Genomic DNA, 16,535 nt, shown 5'->3' on the forward strand with positions numbered 1-16,535 from the left:
CGCAGACCCGCCCCATTTGGGCCATATCCATCGGTTTGCCTCCCGCCCGCAGGCGCAGCTTCCGCGCGGCCGTTGCCCCCCCTCGCGGGCGGCCAGAAAAAGGTGATTGAGAATGTGTATCGACGCGTCCCCGCAACGCGGTGACACCCGCAGGCGCGGACGGCTGCGCCGGCTCGCGACGCTGCGGCGCTTCGCCCGCCGCGAGGACGGGTCGCTGGTCATTTTCGGGCTGTTCCTGCTGCTGATCATGCTGGGCATCACCGGCATGGCGGTCGACGTGATCCGGGTTGAGACCACCCGCACCCGGCTGCAGAACACCATGGACCGCGCCGTTCTGGCCGCCGCCGACATCGACAACGATCTCGACGCCAAGGCGGTGGTGACGGATTATTTCGACAAGGCCGGTCTGGGCCAGTATCTCGGCGATGTCCAGGTCACCAGCACCACCGCCGCCGACGAGGTGAGCTATCGCCGGGTCTCGGCCACGGCGCAAGCCGAGGTCAGGACAATGTTCATGAGGCTGTCGGGCATCGACACCCTGACCGCCGCCTCGGCCGCCACCGCCGAGCAGGGCATCACCGACCTGGAAATCTCGCTGGTGCTGGACGTGTCCGGCTCGATGGGAAGCTGGACCGACGGCGGCACCAAGATCGCGAAGCTGCGCGAGGCGGCCAAGGATTTCTCCTATTACATGCAGTGCAACCCCAACGCCGCGCGCGGCTCGGGCAAGCCCTGCACGGTGCAGGCGGGGAAGGTGTCGATCTCGATGGTGCCCTACGCCGAGCAGGTGACGGTGGGCCCGACCCTGCTGGCGCAGTTCAACGACCCCCAGCTCACCCTTGTCGACATCACCGACGAGCACGCGAACTCGCATTGCGTGACCTTCGACCCGGAGGATTTCGCAACCGCCGACATCATGGCGCGCAACGCCCAGATCCCCTATTGGGAGCTCAAGCGCACCGGCCACTTCGACGCCCGCAGCCGCTGGTATGACACCACGCCGGACAACCGCACCTGCCGCACCGACAGCTGGCGCGAGATCCGCCCTTTCGTCGGCGATCACAGTGAAATGGAGGGGTATATCGACGGGCTGCGCGCCGGGGGCAACACCTCGATCGACATCGGCATGAAATGGGGCACGGCGCTGCTGTCGCCCGAGATGCGCCAGATCGTGGGCAAACTGACCTCGACCGCCGGAGCGGGCGGCGCCCCGGTCGTGGACCCGGATTTCCTCGGCCGGCCCTACAATTACGACCAGGACTACTCGATCAAGGTGATCGTGCTGATGACCGACGGCGTGAACACCACGCAATATTACCTGAAGGAGCCCTATCGCAACGGCCTGTCCGAGGTGTGGCGCAACACATATTACGACGACGCCTTCTCGGTCTACGACCCCGGCCGCGGCCAGTATTTCTATACCAAGGACGGCACCTGGCACGACGACCCCTACGGCCAGGGCGTGGACCAGATCACCGTGACCCAGCGAACCTGCACCAGGGACAAGAAATGGTGGCGCGGCGTGCGCTGCACCGACACCACCTTGACCCAGACGGTGGATCAGCCCGGCTCGGCCGTGCAGATGAGCTATCCCGAGGTCTGGGAGACATTCCCGACCGACTGGTACGCGGGGTTCTCATGGCTGGCGAACCCGGTGGCCAGCCGCGGCAACGCCGACAAGAACGGCCAGCTCGACGCGATCTGCACCGCCGCCAAGCGGCAGGGCATCATCGTCTACACCATCGGCTTCGAGGTCGGCGGCGACGCCGACACGGTGATGGCGAAATGCGCCACCTCGCCGGGGCATTACTTCCCCGCCGACGGCACCAACCTGGCCGAGGTCTTCGGCACCATCGCCAGCTCGATCAACCAGCTGAGGCTGACGCAATGAGCGCGCGGCCCGGGTGCTCCGGCCGTCCCCTCGCCCGGCTGCGCCGCGACGAGCGCGGCTCCGCCTCGATCGAGTTCGTGCTGCTGTTCCCGATCTTCATGAGCCTCTTCCTGTCCAGCATCGAGATGGGCGTGGTCATGATCCGCCAGGTGATGCTGGAGCGCGCGCTGGACATCGCCGTGCGCGAGTTGCGCCTGGGCGCCTGGCCCAACATGACGCAGGACCTTCTGAAACAGCGGATCTGCGCCCGCGCCGGCATCATTCCCAACTGCGAGGACGAGATGTTGCTGGAGCTGCGGCCGGTGCGCGCGCCCGACTACACCCTGCCCGACCCGGCCGCGACCTGCCGCGACCGCAGCGCCAATATCCAGCCCGTGGTCACCTTCCGCGACGGCCCCGAGAACGAGCTGATGATCGTGCGCGCCTGCGTGCTGATCGACCCGATCATCCCGGGCAGCGGCCTGGGGATGAAGATGCAGGAGAACACCCGCGACGGCTTCGCGCTGGTGGCCACCTCGGCCTATGTCAACGAACCCGGCGCCGGAGGGAACTGAGCCATGCCGAACGCCCTGCGCGCCGCCATCGCCCGCTTTCGCCGCGACGAGCGCGGCTGGATGACCGCCGAGGCGGTGATCATCCTGCCGCTGCTGGTCTGGTGGTATCTGGGCGGCCTGGTCTTTTTCGACGCCTATGACGCGCGCAGCGTCAACCTCAAGGCCTCCTACACGATCTCGGACCTGTTCAGCCGCAATCTCGACGGCCGGATCGAGACCGGGGAGATCGAGGCGATGAGCGACCTGTTCGACTATCTCACCGCCGGCAGCGGCACCGACGGCGCGATCCGCGTCAGCCTGGTGCGCTGCGCCGAGAAATGCGCCGAGGCCGGCCGCAAGCTGGCGCTGGACTGGTCCTACGGCAGCAATGCCCGGGGCGCACTCTCCGCCGCCGATCTGCCCGACTACGACGCGGTCATTCCGATCATGGCGGCGGGCGACCGCGTGTTCGTGGTCGAAACCTTCACCAGCTACCACCCGCCCTTCAACGTGGGCCTGACGGAAAACAGCTATTCCAACGTGGTGGTCACGCGGCCGCGCTTCGTGGCCGCGCCCTGCCTGGTGGGCGCCGCCTGCCCCTAGCCGGCCAGGCGGCCCGCGCGCGGGGCGCAGCGGCAGCGGCGCTCAGCCGTCGCGCTCCATCAGCAGGACGGTCAGCGCCTCGGACATCACCTTGGCCTGCGCCGCGGGCGTGACGCCGCCCACGCCCAGCCGATAGCCCATGCGCCACCACAGCCCCGGCGCCCAGCCCCGGCCGCGCGCCGTGCTCAGCCGCACCGTGAAACCGTGCGAGGGCTTCATCGCAAAGGGGCCCCGGTCGACGCCGGTGATCTCCGCGATCGGCGCCAGCACCCGGCCCTCGCCGTCGAACAGCCCCTCTGCGGTCAGCACGACCTTGCCCAGCGTGGCGCGGCGCATCTTCTCGCCCAGCACCAGCGACAACGCGCCCAGCGCGATCAGGAAGATCTGCCATCCGACAGAGGAAGGCGGGCGCGCCAGCGCCAGGTAGATCAGCCCGAAGCCCAGGGTCAGCAACACCCCCAGGCCGAACAGGCGGCGGGGTTTCGAGGCCGACAGGGTGGCCAGAACATCAGACATCTCGGGTTCCTCACTGAAAACTCAGCCCCCTTTAACGCCCGCGCGCCGAAAGATCGAGAGCCCGCGTCACCCTTGCGCGGATGCACATATCCCCTGCGGCCATCGCGCACAGGCGCACATTGCCGCCGCGCTTCCCCGCCCCTACCTTCTGACGAAAGGAGACCTGCCATGTCCATCAGACCTGTCGCATCGCAACGCAAGGCCATCCCGACGCTGGAGGGCGCGGGCGTCCACCTGCACCGCGCCTTCGGCTTCCAGGACCCGACCGAACTGGACCCGTTCCTGCTGTTCGACGATTTCCGCAACGACCGCCCCGAGGATTACCTGCGCGGCTTCCCGTGGCATCCCCATCGCGGGATCGAGACCATCACCTATGTGCTGAACGGTACGGTGGAGCACGGCGATTCGCTGGGCAATGCCGGCACGCTGGGCGCGGGCGACGTGCAGTGGATGACCGCCGGGTCGGGCATCCTGCACCAGGAGATGCCCAAGGGGAACGCGACGGGCCAGATGCACGGCTTCCAGCTCTGGGCCAACCTGCCGTCAAGCATGAAGATGTGCGCGCCGCGCTACCAGGACGTGAAATCCGCCGACATCCCCGAGATCATCGACGACGACGGCACAGTGGTGCGGGTGGTCGTGGGCCGCTTCTGGGGCAGGACCGGCCCCGTGGACGGTATCGCCGCCGATCCGCAATACCTGGACATCTCGGTGCCGCCGGGCGTGAAGAAGACCTTCCCGGTCGACACCTACCGCCGCGCCTTCGCCTATGTCTTCGCAGGCTCAGGAGCCTTTGCCGCCGCATCTGCGCCCAGCGGCGTCCTGCTGGAGAAGGAGGTGATGGGCCAGGAGGTGAACATCCGCGACATGTCCGGCGACCGCACGCTGGTGCGCTTCGGCAGCGGCGACGAGGTGACGGTGCAGGCGGGCGAGGACGGCGTGCGCTTCCTGCTGATCTCGGGCGCGCCGCTCGAAGAGCCGGTGGCCTGGCACGGCCCCATCGTGATGAACACGCAGGACGAACTGCGTCAGGCCATGCGCGAACTGCGCAACGGCACCTTCATCAAGCCCGCCCATTGAGGGGGCGCCCCACCGCGAGCCGCCCCGCCGGCCGCGCGGTTCCGAAGTGAGTATTTATGGCCAAGAAGAAGACAGCCCCCTTCTTCTTGGCCCAAATACTCAAACCGCCGCGCGCCGCGCAAAGAAGAGAAGGGTCGCACGGTCCCGCCAGGCCGAAGGGCGGCGTCAGGCCCCCACCGCCTTGCGCACCATGTTCCAGTAGATCCCCACCACCCGGTCGCGGCTCAGCCGCCCCTCGTCGCGGTACCATGTGGTCACGCCGGTCAGCATGGCGATCACCGCCAGCGTCGTCAGCTTGCTGTCGGCGAGAGAGAACACGCCCGCCTCCTGCCCGTCGCGCAGGATTGCCTCCAACTCGCTTTCATAGCGCTTGCGCAACGCTTCGATCACCTCGAAATTCCCGGGCTCCAGGTTGCGCAGCTCCATATAGGCGATGAACACCGCCTCGGGCCGGTCGAGGTGAAAGCGGACGTGGAACCGCGCGAAGGCCTCCAGCCGCGTCAGGGGGCCCTCGCCCTTGGGCTCGGCCTCCCAGGCGGCGAGCAACTCCTCCATATGCGCCTTCATCATGTCGAACAGCAGGCTCTGCTTGTCCGGCGTGTAGTTGTAGAGGGCGCCGGCCTGCACCCCCACCTCGCCCGCGATCTGGCGCATGGAGACGGCGGCGTAGCCATACCGCGCGAAAAGTTTCTGCGCGGCGGCGCGGACCTTCGGTCCGGTGATGTCGGAATGGGAACCTGTCTTGCGTGCCATGGCCCATGGTTGAACTGAACAGCCGTTCAGTTCAACCCTTAGCTTGCCGCCCCGCCCCCCGCGGGGCTAAGGTCAGGCCAGATTCCCGCCACGGCCAGGGCCCATGACACGCGCCGCACTGATCATCACGCTCGCCCTGCTGGCGGGTTGCACGGATTTCCCCGCGCTCGACACCGCCACCAGCGCCGAGGCCCGCGCCGCACCCTATCCGCGGCTGGTGCCGCTGGAGGGTCTGATCGCCGGGGCCGAGGTGGCCGCGCTGGACGCGGAGACCGGCGCGCGGCTTGCCGCGCGGGCCGCGGCGCTGCGCCGCAGGGCCGCGCAGTTGCGCCGCATCTCCGCCCTGCCGCCCGCCGACCGGGCGCGGCTGATGCGCGCCATCGCCCGCCATCCGGGGTGATCCGGGCGCGTTGCAAGCGCGCGCGCAACGCGCTAACTGTCGCGCGTCCTGCACCCATCCGGATGGAGAGCCCGAACATGACCACCCCCCTGCGCCTCGGCATTGCCGGGCTCGGCACCGTCGGTGTCGGCGTCGTCAAGATCGTCCAGCAACACGCCGACCTGCTGTCCCGGCGCAGCGGCCGCCCGGTGGCGATCACCGCTGTCTCGGCCCGCACCCGGCACAAGGACCGCGGCGTCGATGTCGAGGCTTACGCCTGGGAGGACGACCCCGTCGCCCTGGCCACGCGCGAGGATGTGGACGTGTTCGTGGAGCTGATGGGCGGCTCGGACGGGCCGGCCAAGGCCGCGACCGAGGCCGCCATCGCCGCCGGCAAGGACGTGGTGACCGCCAACAAGGCGATGCTCGCCATCCACGGACAGGAACTGGCCGAGGCCGCCGAGGCCGCCGGCCGCGTGATCCGCTTCGAGGCGGCGGTCGCGGGCGGCATCCCGGTGGTCAAGGCCCTGACCGAGGGGCTGGCCGGCAACGAGATCACCCGCGTCATGGGGGTGATGAACGGCACCTGCAACTACATCCTCACCCGGATGCAGAGCGCGGGGCTGCCCTACGACGAGGTGTTCGAGGAGGCCAGCAAGCTGGGCTATCTGGAGGCCGATCCGGAGCTTGACGTGGGCGGCATCGACGCCGGGCACAAGCTGGCGCTGCTGGCGTCCATCGCCTTCGGCACCCGGGTCGATTTCGGCGGGGTGGAGCTGGAGGGCATCGGCGAGATCACCATCGAAGACATCCACCGCGCCGCCGACATGGGCTTCCGCATCAAGCTGCTGGGCGTGGCGCAGATGACCGGCCGGGGGCTGGAGCAGCGCATGACGCCCTGCCTGGTGCCGGCCTCCAGCCCGCTGGGGCAGCTCGAGGGCGGCACCAACATGGTGGTGCTGGAAGGCGATTCCGTGGGCCAGATCGTGCTGCGCGGCGCGGGCGCGGGCGAAGGCCCGACCGCCAGCGCGGTGATGGCCGATGTCATCGACATCGCCCGCGGCATCCGCGTGGCGACCTTCGGCCAGCCCGCGGCCGGGCTGGAGCAGGCCCGCCGCGCCCGCGTGGCCGCCGCCGCGCCCTATTACCTGCGGATGCAGCTGCAGGACAAACCCGGCGCGCTGGCCAAGGTGGCGGCGGTGCTGGGCGACGCCGGAATCTCCATCGACCGGATGCGCCAATACGGCCACGCCGAGCCCACCGCGCCCGTCCTGATCGTCACCCACAAGACGACGCGCGACGCGCTGGAGCTGGCGCGCAGCGCCCTGGCCGGCACCGGCGTGGTCGAGGGCAGTCCGGTCGCGATCCGCATCGAAAAGGTTTAGCCGAACTTGTGTCACCTCCCTGTCACCGGCTAGGTGTAGGGGGCGGCGCCCACATAACTACAGGATATTACGGATGTCTCACCCGACCGATTTCAACGACCGCATGCTGTCGCTGGGCCTTGCCCGCGTCTCCGAGGCTGCCGCCATGGCCTCGGCCAAGCTGATCGGCCGCGGCGACGAAAAGGCCGCCGACCAGGCCGCGGTGAACGCCATGCGCGAGCAGCTGAACATGCTGGACATCGCCGGCGTGGTCGTCATCGGCGAAGGCGAGCGGGACGAGGCGCCGATGCTCTATATCGGCGAGGAGGTAGGCACCGGCGACGGCCCGGGCGTGGATATCGCGCTCGACCCGCTGGAGGGCACCACGCTGACCGCCAAGGACATGCCGAACGCACTGACCGTGATCGCCATGGCCCCGCGCGGCACGCTGCTGCACGCCCCCGACGTCTACATGGAAAAGCTCGCCGTCGGGCCGGGCTACCCCAAGGACGTGGTGAGCCTTGAGATGACGCCTTGCGAGCGCGTCCAGGCTCTGGCCGAGGCGAAGGGCTGCGCGCTGTCCGACATCACCGTCTGCGTGCTGGAACGCCCGCGCCACGAGGACATGGTGGCCGAGCTGCGCGAGACCGGCGCCGCGATCCGGCTGATCACCGACGGCGACGTGGCCGGCGTCATCCACTGCGCCGAGGCCGAGATCACCGGCATCGACATGTATATGGGCTCGGGCGGCGCGCCCGAGGGCGTGCTTGCGGCCTCGGCGCTGAAATGCATGGGCGGGCAGATCTGGGGCAAGCTGCTGTTCCGCAACGAATATGAACGCGCCCGCGCCGAAAAGGCCGGGATCACCGATCTCGACCGCATCTATGCGCGCGACGAGATGGTGACCGCCGACGTGATCTTCGCCGCGACCGGCGTCACCGACGGCTCGATCCTGCGCGGCATCAAGCGCGAGCCGGGCTTCCTGACCGCCGAAACCATCCTCATGCGCTCCAAGACCGGCTCGGTCCGGCGCATGATCTACCGCAATCCGGTGAAGTGACCGGGCGGGCGGCCTTTCTGGGCGTCGAAAGCTCGGCTACGGGCCGACGCTGGGTGGGGCCCTCGGGGGTCGAGGACCGGCTGGCCGAGGCCGTGGCCCAGGCCACCGGCCTGCCCGCCCCCGTGGCGCAGGTGCTGGCCCGGCGCGGCGTGACGCCGGAGACGGCCGAAAGCTACCTCTCGCCCGCGCTGCGCGACCTGCTGCCCGATCCGCTGAGCCTGCGCGACATGGGCGCGGCGGCGGAACGTGTCCTGCAGGCGGTGCGCAGGGGCGAGCGCATCGCCATCTTCGCGGATTACGACGTCGATGGCGGCGCGTCGGCCGCGCTGCTGATCGACTGGCTGCGCGCGCTGGGACGGGCTGCCACGCTCTACATCCCCGACCGCATCGACGAGGGCTATGGCCCCAACGTGCCGGCCATGCGGGCGCTGGCGCGCGACCACGACCTGATCATCTGCGTCGATTGCGGCACGCTGAGCCATGAGCCGATCGCGGCGGCCGAGGGCGCCGATGTGGTCGTGCTCGACCACCACCTGGGCGGCGAGACGCTGCCGCCCGCGCTGGCCGTGGTGAACCCCAACCGGCAGGACGAATCGGGCGATCTGGGACATCTGTGCGCCGCCGGCGTGGTGTTCCTAATGCTGGTCGAGGCCGGGCGGCAGATGCGCGCGGCCGGCCATAACGGCCCGAACCTGCTGGATTACCTCGACCTCGTGGCGCTGGCGACCGTGGCCGACGTCGCGCCCTTGATCGGCGTGAACCGGGCGCTTGTGCGCCAGGGGCTCAAGATCATGGCCCGGCGCGAACGCCCGGGTCTGGTGGCGCTGTCCGACGTCTCGCGCATGGACAGCTTTCCCACGCCCTATCACCTCGGCTTCTTGCTGGGGCCGCGGGTGAACGCGGGCGGGCGGATCGGGCAGGCCGATCTCGGCGCGCGGCTGCTGGCTACCGACGACCCGGCCGAGGCCGCGGCCCTGGCCGCGCGGCTGGACGAGCTGAACACCGAGCGGCGCGAGATCGAGAACGCCGTGCGCGACCAAGCGCTGGAGCAGGCCGAGGCGCGCGGGCTCCACGGCCCGCTGGTCTGGGCCGCGGGCGAGGGCTGGCACCCCGGCGTCGTGGGCATCGTCGCCTCGCGCCTTAAGGAGGCCAGCAACCGCCCCGCGGTGGTGATCGGGCTGGATGGCGACGAGGGCAAGGGTTCGGGCCGCTCCATCGCGGGCGTCGACCTCGGCGCGTCGATCCACCGGTTGGCGACCGAGGGGCTGCTGCTGAAGGGCGGCGGGCACAAGATGGCCGCGGGCCTGACCGTGGCGCGCAACCGGCTGGACGAGGCGATGGAGCGCCTCGCCGAGCTGCTTGAAAAGCAGGGCGCGGGGGCGGCGGGCCCGGCCGATCTGCGCCTCGACGGGCTGCTCATGCCAGGCGCGGCGACGGTCGAGTTGATCGAGCGGATCGAGGCCGCCGGCCCCTTCGGCGCGGGTGCCCCTGCCCCGCGATTCGCCTTCCCCGAGGCCGAGATCCGCTTCGCCAAGAGGGTGGGCGAGAGCCACCTGAAACTGACGCTCAGCGACGGTCTGGCGGCGCGGCTGGAGGCGATCTGCTTCGGCGCCTTCGACGGCCCGCTGGGTCCGATGCTGGAAAACCACGGCGGCGCGCGATTCCACCTCGCCGGCCGGCTGGAGATCAACAGCTGGGGCGGGAAACAGCGCGTCCAGCTGCGTCTTGAGGACGCCGCGCGGGCCTGAAAAGGCCATTTTCGCGCGGGTCTCGGGGCGCCGAAAATTTCCCGGAACTTTTTTCAAAAATCCTCTTGCACCCTCCGCGCGTTTTGCCTAATTACCGCGTCACGCCACGGCGCTGGCCCGTTCGTCTATCGGTTAGGACGCCAGGTTTTCAACCTGGAAAGAGGGGTTCGATTCCCCTACGGGCTGCCACTTTTCCCAAAGTTTGCACGCAATATCAGAAGGTTGGCAGCGACCTCGCCCAACCTTACAGCCGCCGCGATGATAGCCGCAGGGCTGTCATTTGCGCTCCAGTGGCGTCTCTCCCTTTTTCCATTGCCCTGGCCGGTTCCAGCTGCCTCCGCAGTGCCGGCTCACCCACCGAACCGGATTTCCGGAAACGCGCGCCGAACAGTCGGCCCCGGCCGCGGCACACCCGCGGCAGCGGATATACCTCCTTCGTTTTCATTTTGCCCCCGTTCCCCGCGCTAGGGTGCGGGACGCGCGAAACTGGCCCGCGCGCGCCCCGCGCGCTTGGAGCGGTAGAGCGCCCGGTCGGCATCGCGCAGAATGGTGTCCGGATCGGGCTGCGCATATTGCGCGGACAGCGCGGCCCCGATGCTGGCAGAGATCCTGCAGGTTCCGTCGGCGCAGGCGATCGGCTCCTGCAGCCGCTCGATGATGCGCCCCGCGATCCGCTCCAGCGTGCCGGGGTCCGTCAGCCCGTCGAAGACGAGCACGAATTCGTCGCCGCCGACCCGCGCCACCACGTCCCGCTCGCGGGTTTCGGACAGCAACACATGCGCGGCGTGGATGAGGGCGCGATCGCCGGCCGCGTGCCCCAGCCGGTCGTTGACGGTCTTGAAATGGTCGAGGTCCAGATGCATCAGCCCGAAGGGCTGCCGCGCGCAGATCAGCCGGGACAGGACGTCATCCAGGGCACGGCGGTTCTTCAGCCCGGTCAGCGTGTCGGTGCAGGCCTGTTCCTCGGCCGCGATCCGGGCGCCCTGCAGGCGCTGGTTGAGCCTGCGCAACTCAGCCGTCACCGCCGATTTCGCCTCGGAGAGGTAGAGCAAATCCACCGCCAGATCGGTGACCGCGAAATCGCCCACGGTCAGGCCATACTCCGCCACCGCATCGACGACGGCGATCCCGAAGGACAGGTTCACGATGACGCCCGCGCCCCCGTCCAGGGCGAGGGCCTGCCCCCTCAACGCGGTGTGGGGCGGCGCGCGGAAGGCGAGGCGCATGCGCCCCTTGCACGGGCAGGGCCGCCCCTTGAGCATGGCCACCCCGCCGGGGCAATCGATCGCGAACACGTCGAAAAAAAGCCGGTTCAGCAGCGCCCCGGCCGTGCGCATCCGGATCAGCGTCGGGCCGGCATGGCGGATCCGGCGCTCGGGATCGACGATCACATGCATCGGCAGCAGCTTGTCGAGCGCGGCCGCGTTCAGGGCGTATGTGTCGGGCATCGGCACCTCGGTCACGGCGCGGCCAGCTTGAAGTTCCGGCCGCCGGCCGCGCGGCCCTTTAGCACCTCGATTTCCAGCACGCTGGCGCCGTCCTCCTGCTCGCCCAGAGGTTCGACCAGGACCCGCGCGCCGTAATCCTCGGCCATCGCACGCAGCGCGCCGGAAACAACGTGGCAGCCGCCGGGAAGGCACCAGCAGCAGGTCAACCGAAAGGCGTTGTCGCCGATCTGCCGCAGCTCCAGCCGCGGGCTTTCCAGTTCGGGCAGCACAATCCGCATCCGGCCCTCGACCTCGTCCAGAGAGCGCAGGAAATCGACGAATGTCTCGCCGCCGAAGCGCAGCAGCCGGCGCAGCATCCCAAACCTCGGGTGCACCACGAGGAAACCGCCGATCTCTTCGAGGACCGCCTCTCGGGGCCGGTCCCGCAGCCGCGCGATCGCCGCCAGCATGGCCTCGGTCAGCGCGTCGTCATAGGGCAGCAGCGGCTCGAACCCCTCGGGGCCGATGCCCGCCTGCGCGGCCACCGCCAGCCAGGCCTCCTGGCCGCAGGTTTCCTGCACGAAGGCCTGTATCGAACGGTTGATGAGACCGTGCATGGCGTGCGCTCCTGCCTGCGGGTTCGCGGCAGGGTATCGGGGGGCGATTAACAAATCCCCAACCGCTCAGCGGCCGAAGAACAGCTCTCCGCCCTCGAAGACCAGCGCATTGATCGCGACCGGACGCAGGCTGAACTCGCCCGCGATCAGGTCATCGACCACCGCCGCGCCGGTGCGGAGCCCGCCGGCGCTGGCGAGGACCTCGGGAACGCGCATGACCAGGCCCGCCCCGCCCTCCTCGGCGAAATAGCCGCGCAGGACCGGGCCGCCGCGGTCGCTGCCGGTGACCAGCACCGCCTCGTCGCCGGGGGTCGCGTCCGACAACTCGACGCGCAGCAGAACGCAGCCGGGATTGCCGCCCGGCGTGCTGCGGCCGCAGGCGCGCGAAAGCTCCTCCAACTCCCAGCTGCGCAGGCCCTCCAGCAGCCCCTCGGGCAGCGCGGCGCCCTCGGGCCGCACCGGCAGCTTCGCGCGCAGCGCGGCGATCAGCGCGGCGCTGTCGGCCTCGGCGGTCTGCCGCTCGAAGGCGTAGCGGGTGGGGGCCTCGTCCAGCGCGGCCAGACGCTCGGCCAGCAGCGCGGCCTCGGGGTGGTCGCTCAGCGCGGCCAGCCGGTCGAGCCCGGCGCGCCCGGCCCGGCCCCATTCGCGCCCGATGGTCCACAGGTCGAGTTGCCTGGCCCCGACCGCGCCCGCCCGGAACCGGGCCACCTGATGGGCGGTGGCCAGCTTCTGGGGGTCGATCAGCGGCGTCAGCCAGGCCAGCGCCAGCGCGATCACCGCCAGCGCCATCACGATATTGGCCTGCCGGATGCGCGCAGCCCAGTTGCGCCGCCGCAGCACGGCCAGCGCATAGGCTAGGCCATAGCCCAGCACCACCGCGGCCAGCGTCGCCGCCGCCAGCCGGTCGGGCGACCACCCGTATTGCACGACGCGCATCCGGATCGCCTCGCCCGCCAGCACCGCCAGCGCCGGCACCAGCAGCGCCAGCACCTGCGCGGCCAGCCTCATCGCGCCGCTCTGCACCGCTGCCTCGTCATCGGCATCGAGCGCGGTCGTCACCAGCGTCAGCGCGCCCATCGCCATGGCCAGCAGTGTCGCCGCGGCCGAGAATTCGCCAAAGAGATTGGACAGCCCCCGCATCGGCAGCGCCGCGAGAAAGACCAGCACCACCGCCAGAACCACCGGCAGCAGCAGCCGCAGCAGGCGCAACACCAGATAGGGCGAGACGTAGTCGCTCAGCTCATTGACCACCGCCAGCGCCAGACCGAGCGTCACGCCGGTCAGAAGATAGGGCACGACCTCCTGCTCCAGCAGCCATTCGATCACGTCGATGCCCACCAGCTTCAGCAGGGCATCCGACAGGGTCAGCACCGCCCAGACCGTCCCCACGAACAGCCAGGCCGCGGCATAGCGCACCACGATATTCCACGATTGCTGGAACAGCTGCGGATAGCTGTTCCACTGCCCCGCGCGCTTCCACGCGATGACGAAGGGCAGCGGCACGGCGCTCAGCAGCCCGAAGGACACCAGCGGATGCCCGGTCTGGAAAAAGGCCGCGGTGGTGTCGAAGCGCAGGCTGGCCCAGGCCAGCAGCCCCGCCGCCGGCAGGGCCAGCGCCGCCGCCAGCGCCCCGGCCACCGCCAGGCTGAGTGGGCCGGCCATGGCCAGCCAGGCCGAAAACAGCACCCAGGCCAGGGCCGAGAGGAACAGGTAGAGCCGCGGCGCCTCGGTCAGAAGGTCGGGCAGCACGTCGGACAGCATCCACATCGCCAGCCCCGCCAGCGCCCCCACCAGCGCCATCGAAAGCCGCCCGAGGGCTTCGGTCTGCTCTGTCCTGTTCATGGCTGCCTCCCCGTTTAGAGCGACAGCCTATCCGGTGGCGTGGGGGCCTTCCAGAGCGGAGTTGAGCGCGCCGCCCTCCGTCCGCTCAGCCTCCGCGCCCGCGCAGGTGACGGAGGTATTCGGGCAGATGCCCGATGTCGGGCAGCACCGCGTCGGCGAGATCGGCGAGGTCCCCGGCCCGCGCCGGGCCGGTCAGCACCGCCACCGTGCCCATGCCCGCGGCGCGCCCGGCGGCGAGGTCGTGGCGACTGTCGCCCACCATCAGCACCGAGGCCGGCGCCAGCCCGGTCACCTCCGCGAAAGCCAGCAGCTGCCCCGGCGCGGGCTTGGCCCCGAAACCCGAGTCGCAGCCGGCGATGAAATCGAAGTGCGCATCGACCCCGGCGGCGGCCAGATGGGCGCGCGCCGGCGCCTCGGCGTCGTTGGTGGCGACGCCCAGCTTCAGCCCCATCCCGGCGAGGCGCGTCATCAGCGCGGCCAGAGGCGCGGCCTCGCGCATCGGCGCGCGGGCGGCTGCGTCATTCATCCGCGCGATCAGCGCGGCGGGGTCGGTGCCAGGCAACAGCGGCAGCAGCAGCTCGGCCGCCTCGTCGGGGGTGCCGGCGATCACCGGGCTGTCGGGCGCGAAGAGCCCGGCCTCGAAGCCATAGCCGATCGCGGCGCCCAGCTCGGCGGCGCGCGCCGTCTCGCCCCCTGCGATCTCCGTCAGGAAGCTCTGCGCCCAGGCGCCCCAGGTCGCCTGGAAATCGAAAAGCGTGCCGTCCTTGTCGAACAGGATGCCGGTGATCTGCTGCATGGTCTCTCCGCCGCGTGGGTCCGGTCCCGATATGGGCCGGATCGTGCCCCGCCGCAACGGCAAGCCCGGCCGCGGCTCAGGTCCAGTGGGTCTGCGCGCCGCCCGGCAGCGCCTGACACGCCTGCATCGGCGCGGTATAGGGCAGCGCATGGGCGTCGCAGAAGGCCATCACCCAGGCGTCGTCCATGGTCAGGAACTCCAGCACCGACAGCAGGAAGCCCGGCTCGTCCGCCCGCGCCCGGAGATCCTCCAGCGCCGCGCCGCTGGCGCCCAGGAACACCGGCAGCAACTCATCATTGGCCGCCAGCCAGCCCAGCGCCTGCAACGCCAGCGTTTCCGCCTGATCCTGTGTCATTTGCAGCCCTCCGCGCGGCCTCTGAAAGGGTTTGTTAACCCTTCTGCGGCAAAGCTCAACGCGAAAACACGAAATCGAAGGCACCGGCTAGGGAGGCGACACGATGCCCGGGCGTATCCTCGTCGCGGATGACGTCGCGACCAACCGCATCGTCATGAAGGTCAAGCTTTCCGAGGCCTGCTACGAGGTGCTGCAGGCCGAGGGCGGGCGCCGCGCGCTGGACCTGGCGCGGGCCGAGCGACCGGATCTGATCCTGATGGACCTGGTGATGCCCGACATGGACGGGATCGCGGTGTGCCGGCAGCTGCGCGCCGATCCCGCCACCGCCGGGATCCCGGTGATAATGATCACCGCCCAGCGCGACTCGGCCGCGAAGATGCGCGCGCTGAAGGCCGGGGCGGACGATTTCCTGTCCAAGCCGCTCGACGACGTGATCCTGCTGGCCCGCGTCCGCTCGCTGCTGCGGGCGCGTGAGACCGCGCAGGAACTGGCGCTGCACGACGGCACCCGCCGCGCGCTGGGGTTTCACGAGGCGCCGCAGGGCTTCGCCATACCGGGGCGGATCGCGCTGGTGGCGCAGCGCCGCGAACTGGCGCTGGGCTGGAAGACCGCCCTGCAGCCGCACCTGCCCGGCGCCCGTCTGGAGGTGCTGAGCCGGAACGCCGCGCTGGCCCGGCCCGAGGCCGTCAAGGCCCCCGACGTCTATGCCATCGCCGCCGATCTGGACCGTCCGCGCGCCGGGCTCAGCCTGCTGTCGGACCTTCGCGCCCGCGCGGCCACCCGGCACGCGGCGGTGGTGATGGTGGTCGACGACGGTGCGCGCGAAGCCGCGGCGATGGCGCTGGACCTCGGCGCCAGCGACCTGGTCACCGCGCCCTTCGACCCCGAAGAGATGGCCCTGCGCCTGTCCACCCAGCTGGCCCGAAAGCAACAGGCCGACCGGCTGCGCGCCTCGGTCAAGGACGGGCTGCGGCTGGCGGTGACCGATCCGCTGACGGGGCTGTTCAACCGCCGCTACGCACTGCCGCATCTGGCCCGCATCGCCGAACGCGCACGCGCCTCGGGGCGGCCTTTCGCGGTGCTGCTGATCGACCTCGACCGGTTCAAGGCGATCAACGACCTCCACGGCCACGCCGCAGGCGACGCGGTGCTGGCGGCGATGGCGCAGCGGCTGACCGCCAACCTGCGCGCCGTCGACCTGACCGCGCGCATCGGCGGCGAGGAATTCCTCGTGGTGCTGCCCGACACCGCCCTGGACGAGGCCGCCGCCACCGCCGAGCGGCTGCGCGCGCGCATCAACGCCACGCCGGTGCCGCTGCCCGGCGGCGCCGGGGCGCTGTCGGTCAGCGCCAGCATCGGGCTCGCGCTGTCCGAGGACGGGGCGGGCTGCGTCGACGCGCTGCTCGCCCGCGCCGACCGCGCGCTCTACGCCGCCAAGGCGGAGGGGCGCAACAAGGTGACGGTCAGCTGCCCGGCGGCGTGAGGGGCGGCGGCGCGTCCCCGTTGGCGTAGAGCACCAAAAGCGCCTCGTCCGAGCCCTCGCTTTTCGGGCCGAGGGCCGTGTCCCCCCT

Annotated in this window: 16 protein-coding genes and 1 tRNA gene; 10 read left to right on the forward strand and 7 right to left on the reverse strand. The window is 70.3% G+C overall.

All coding sequences use genetic code 11. The features are described 5' to 3' along the window. Positions 1-112 precede the first annotated feature (112 nt). From KCI33_RS06665 to KCI33_RS06675, 3 genes are read left to right on the forward strand one after another with little or no spacing between them, the layout of a single operon-like run. Positions 113-1,891: a TadE/TadG family type IV pilus assembly protein gene (locus KCI33_RS06665; RefSeq protein WP_212523990.1), complete on the forward strand. Its 1,779-nt coding sequence runs from the start codon at positions 113-115 to the stop codon at positions 1,889-1,891. Continuing rightward, positions 1,888-2,445 (forward strand): TadE/TadG family type IV pilus assembly protein, encoded by a 558-nt coding sequence (locus KCI33_RS06670; RefSeq protein ID WP_212523991.1) that lies wholly within the window; start codon positions 1,888-1,890, stop codon positions 2,443-2,445. Before KCI33_RS06665 ends, KCI33_RS06670 begins: the two co-directional genes overlap by 4 nt. Positions 2,446-2,448: 3 nt before the next feature. Beyond that, complete coding sequence (locus KCI33_RS06675) at positions 2,449-3,027, forward strand: hypothetical protein (protein ID WP_212523992.1); 579 nt, start codon at positions 2,449-2,451, stop codon at positions 3,025-3,027. Positions 3,028-3,069: 42 nt separating this feature from the next. Here KCI33_RS06675 and KCI33_RS06680 read toward each other — a convergent pair whose 3' ends face one another. Further along, positions 3,070-3,543 carry a hypothetical protein gene (locus KCI33_RS06680; RefSeq protein WP_212523993.1) on the reverse strand — a complete coding sequence of 158 codons (474 nt, stop codon included), beginning with the start codon at positions 3,541-3,543 and terminating at the stop codon, positions 3,070-3,072. A gap of 168 nt (positions 3,544-3,711) precedes the next feature. Between KCI33_RS06680 and KCI33_RS06685 the strand changes: the two genes are divergently transcribed. Then, positions 3,712-4,623: a pirin family protein gene (locus KCI33_RS06685; RefSeq protein ID WP_212523994.1), complete on the forward strand. Its 912-nt coding sequence runs from the start codon at positions 3,712-3,714 to the stop codon at positions 4,621-4,623. A gap of 165 nt (positions 4,624-4,788) precedes the next feature. On the opposite strand, the gene KCI33_RS06690 is transcribed toward KCI33_RS06685, so the two are convergent. Further along, entirely contained in the window at positions 4,789-5,376 is a 588-nt protein-coding gene (locus KCI33_RS06690; protein ID WP_212523995.1) for a TetR/AcrR family transcriptional regulator, read from the reverse strand. Between the two features lie 103 nt (positions 5,377-5,479). On the opposite strand from KCI33_RS06690, the gene KCI33_RS06695 reads away from it, so the two are divergent. The 5 genes from KCI33_RS06695 to KCI33_RS06715 all read left to right on the forward strand — a co-directional run bounded on the left by KCI33_RS06695 (position 5,480) and on the right by KCI33_RS06715 (position 10,116). Further along, positions 5,480-5,776 carry a hypothetical protein gene (locus tag KCI33_RS06695; protein WP_249138948.1) on the forward strand — a complete coding sequence of 99 codons (297 nt, stop codon included), beginning with the start codon at positions 5,480-5,482 and terminating at the stop codon, positions 5,774-5,776. Positions 5,777-5,853: 77 nt separating this feature from the next. Next, positions 5,854-7,140: a homoserine dehydrogenase gene (locus KCI33_RS06700; protein ID WP_212523996.1), complete on the forward strand. Its 1,287-nt coding sequence runs from the start codon at positions 5,854-5,856 to the stop codon at positions 7,138-7,140. 73 nt (positions 7,141-7,213) lie between these two features. Beyond that, on the forward strand, positions 7,214-8,179 hold the full coding sequence (gene glpX, locus KCI33_RS06705; RefSeq protein WP_212523997.1) for a class II fructose-bisphosphatase: 966 nt from the start codon (positions 7,214-7,216) through the stop codon (positions 8,177-8,179). Beyond that, positions 8,176-9,927, forward strand: coding sequence for a single-stranded-DNA-specific exonuclease RecJ (gene recJ / locus KCI33_RS06710; RefSeq protein WP_212523998.1), 1,752 nt, complete (start codon positions 8,176-8,178; stop codon positions 9,925-9,927). Before glpX ends, recJ begins: the two co-directional genes overlap by 4 nt. Positions 9,928-10,041: 114 nt before the next feature. Next, positions 10,042-10,116: transfer RNA gene (locus tag KCI33_RS06715), tRNA-Glu, on the forward strand. A 275-nt stretch (positions 10,117-10,391) separates the two neighbouring features. Here KCI33_RS06715 and KCI33_RS06720 read toward each other — a convergent pair. From KCI33_RS06720 to KCI33_RS06740, 5 genes are all read right to left on the reverse strand, one after another. Beyond that, entirely contained in the window at positions 10,392-11,375 is a 984-nt protein-coding gene (locus tag KCI33_RS06720) for a GGDEF domain-containing protein (RefSeq protein ID WP_212523999.1), read from the reverse strand. Between the two features lie 11 nt (positions 11,376-11,386). Then, entirely contained in the window at positions 11,387-11,971 is a 585-nt protein-coding gene (locus KCI33_RS06725) for a heme NO-binding domain-containing protein (protein WP_212524000.1), read from the reverse strand. A gap of 66 nt (positions 11,972-12,037) precedes the next feature. Continuing rightward, positions 12,038-13,813 (reverse strand): DUF4153 domain-containing protein, encoded by a 1,776-nt coding sequence (locus KCI33_RS06730; protein ID WP_212524001.1) that lies wholly within the window; start codon positions 13,811-13,813, stop codon positions 12,038-12,040. 85 nt (positions 13,814-13,898) lie between these two features. Next, positions 13,899-14,609, reverse strand: a complete 711-nt coding sequence (locus tag KCI33_RS06735) for an HAD family hydrolase (RefSeq protein WP_212524002.1) — start codon at positions 14,607-14,609, stop codon at positions 13,899-13,901. A 76-nt stretch (positions 14,610-14,685) separates the two neighbouring features. Next, entirely contained in the window at positions 14,686-14,970 is a 285-nt protein-coding gene (locus tag KCI33_RS06740) for a DUF3572 domain-containing protein (RefSeq protein ID WP_212524056.1), read from the reverse strand. A 97-nt stretch (positions 14,971-15,067) separates the two neighbouring features. On the opposite strand from KCI33_RS06740, the gene KCI33_RS06745 reads away from it, so the two are divergent. Further along, positions 15,068-16,447, forward strand: coding sequence for a diguanylate cyclase (locus tag KCI33_RS06745; RefSeq protein ID WP_212524003.1), 1,380 nt, complete (start codon positions 15,068-15,070; stop codon positions 16,445-16,447). The last annotated feature ends 88 nt before the right edge of the window (positions 16,448-16,535 follow it).

The organism is Actibacterium sp. MT2.3-13A, assembly GCF_018139985.1.
GTDB lineage: Bacteria > Pseudomonadota > Alphaproteobacteria > Rhodobacterales > Rhodobacteraceae > JAGSOU01.

Bases quoted from the DNA above. Each gene is read 5' to 3' on its own strand.
- KCI33_RS06665 (WP_212523990.1), top strand. From the start codon at position 113: ATGTGTATCGACGCGTCCCCGCAACGCGGTGACACCCGCAGGCGCGGA.
- KCI33_RS06670 (WP_212523991.1), top strand. From the start codon at position 1,888: ATGAGCGCGCGGCCCGGGTGCTCCGGCCGTCCCCTCGCCCGGCTGCGC.
- KCI33_RS06675 (WP_212523992.1), top strand. From the start codon at position 2,449: ATGCCGAACGCCCTGCGCGCCGCCATCGCCCGCTTTCGCCGCGACGAG.
- KCI33_RS06680 (WP_212523993.1), bottom strand. From the start codon at position 3,543: ATGTCTGATGTTCTGGCCACCCTGTCGGCCTCGAAACCCCGCCGCCTG.
- KCI33_RS06685 (WP_212523994.1), top strand. From the start codon at position 3,712: ATGTCCATCAGACCTGTCGCATCGCAACGCAAGGCCATCCCGACGCTG.
- KCI33_RS06690 (WP_212523995.1), bottom strand. From the start codon at position 5,376: ATGGCACGCAAGACAGGTTCCCATTCCGACATCACCGGACCGAAGGTC.
- KCI33_RS06695 (WP_249138948.1), top strand. From the start codon at position 5,480: ATGACACGCGCCGCACTGATCATCACGCTCGCCCTGCTGGCGGGTTGC.
- KCI33_RS06700 (WP_212523996.1), top strand. From the start codon at position 5,854: ATGACCACCCCCCTGCGCCTCGGCATTGCCGGGCTCGGCACCGTCGGT.
- glpX (WP_212523997.1), top strand. From the start codon at position 7,214: ATGTCTCACCCGACCGATTTCAACGACCGCATGCTGTCGCTGGGCCTT.
- KCI33_RS06720 (WP_212523999.1), bottom strand. From the start codon at position 11,375: ATGCCCGACACATACGCCCTGAACGCGGCCGCGCTCGACAAGCTGCTG.
- KCI33_RS06725 (WP_212524000.1), bottom strand. From the start codon at position 11,971: ATGCACGGTCTCATCAACCGTTCGATACAGGCCTTCGTGCAGGAAACC.
- KCI33_RS06730 (WP_212524001.1), bottom strand. From the start codon at position 13,813: ATGAACAGGACAGAGCAGACCGAAGCCCTCGGGCGGCTTTCGATGGCG.
- KCI33_RS06735 (WP_212524002.1), bottom strand. From the start codon at position 14,609: ATGCAGCAGATCACCGGCATCCTGTTCGACAAGGACGGCACGCTTTTC.
- KCI33_RS06745 (WP_212524003.1), top strand. From the start codon at position 15,068: ATGCCCGGGCGTATCCTCGTCGCGGATGACGTCGCGACCAACCGCATC.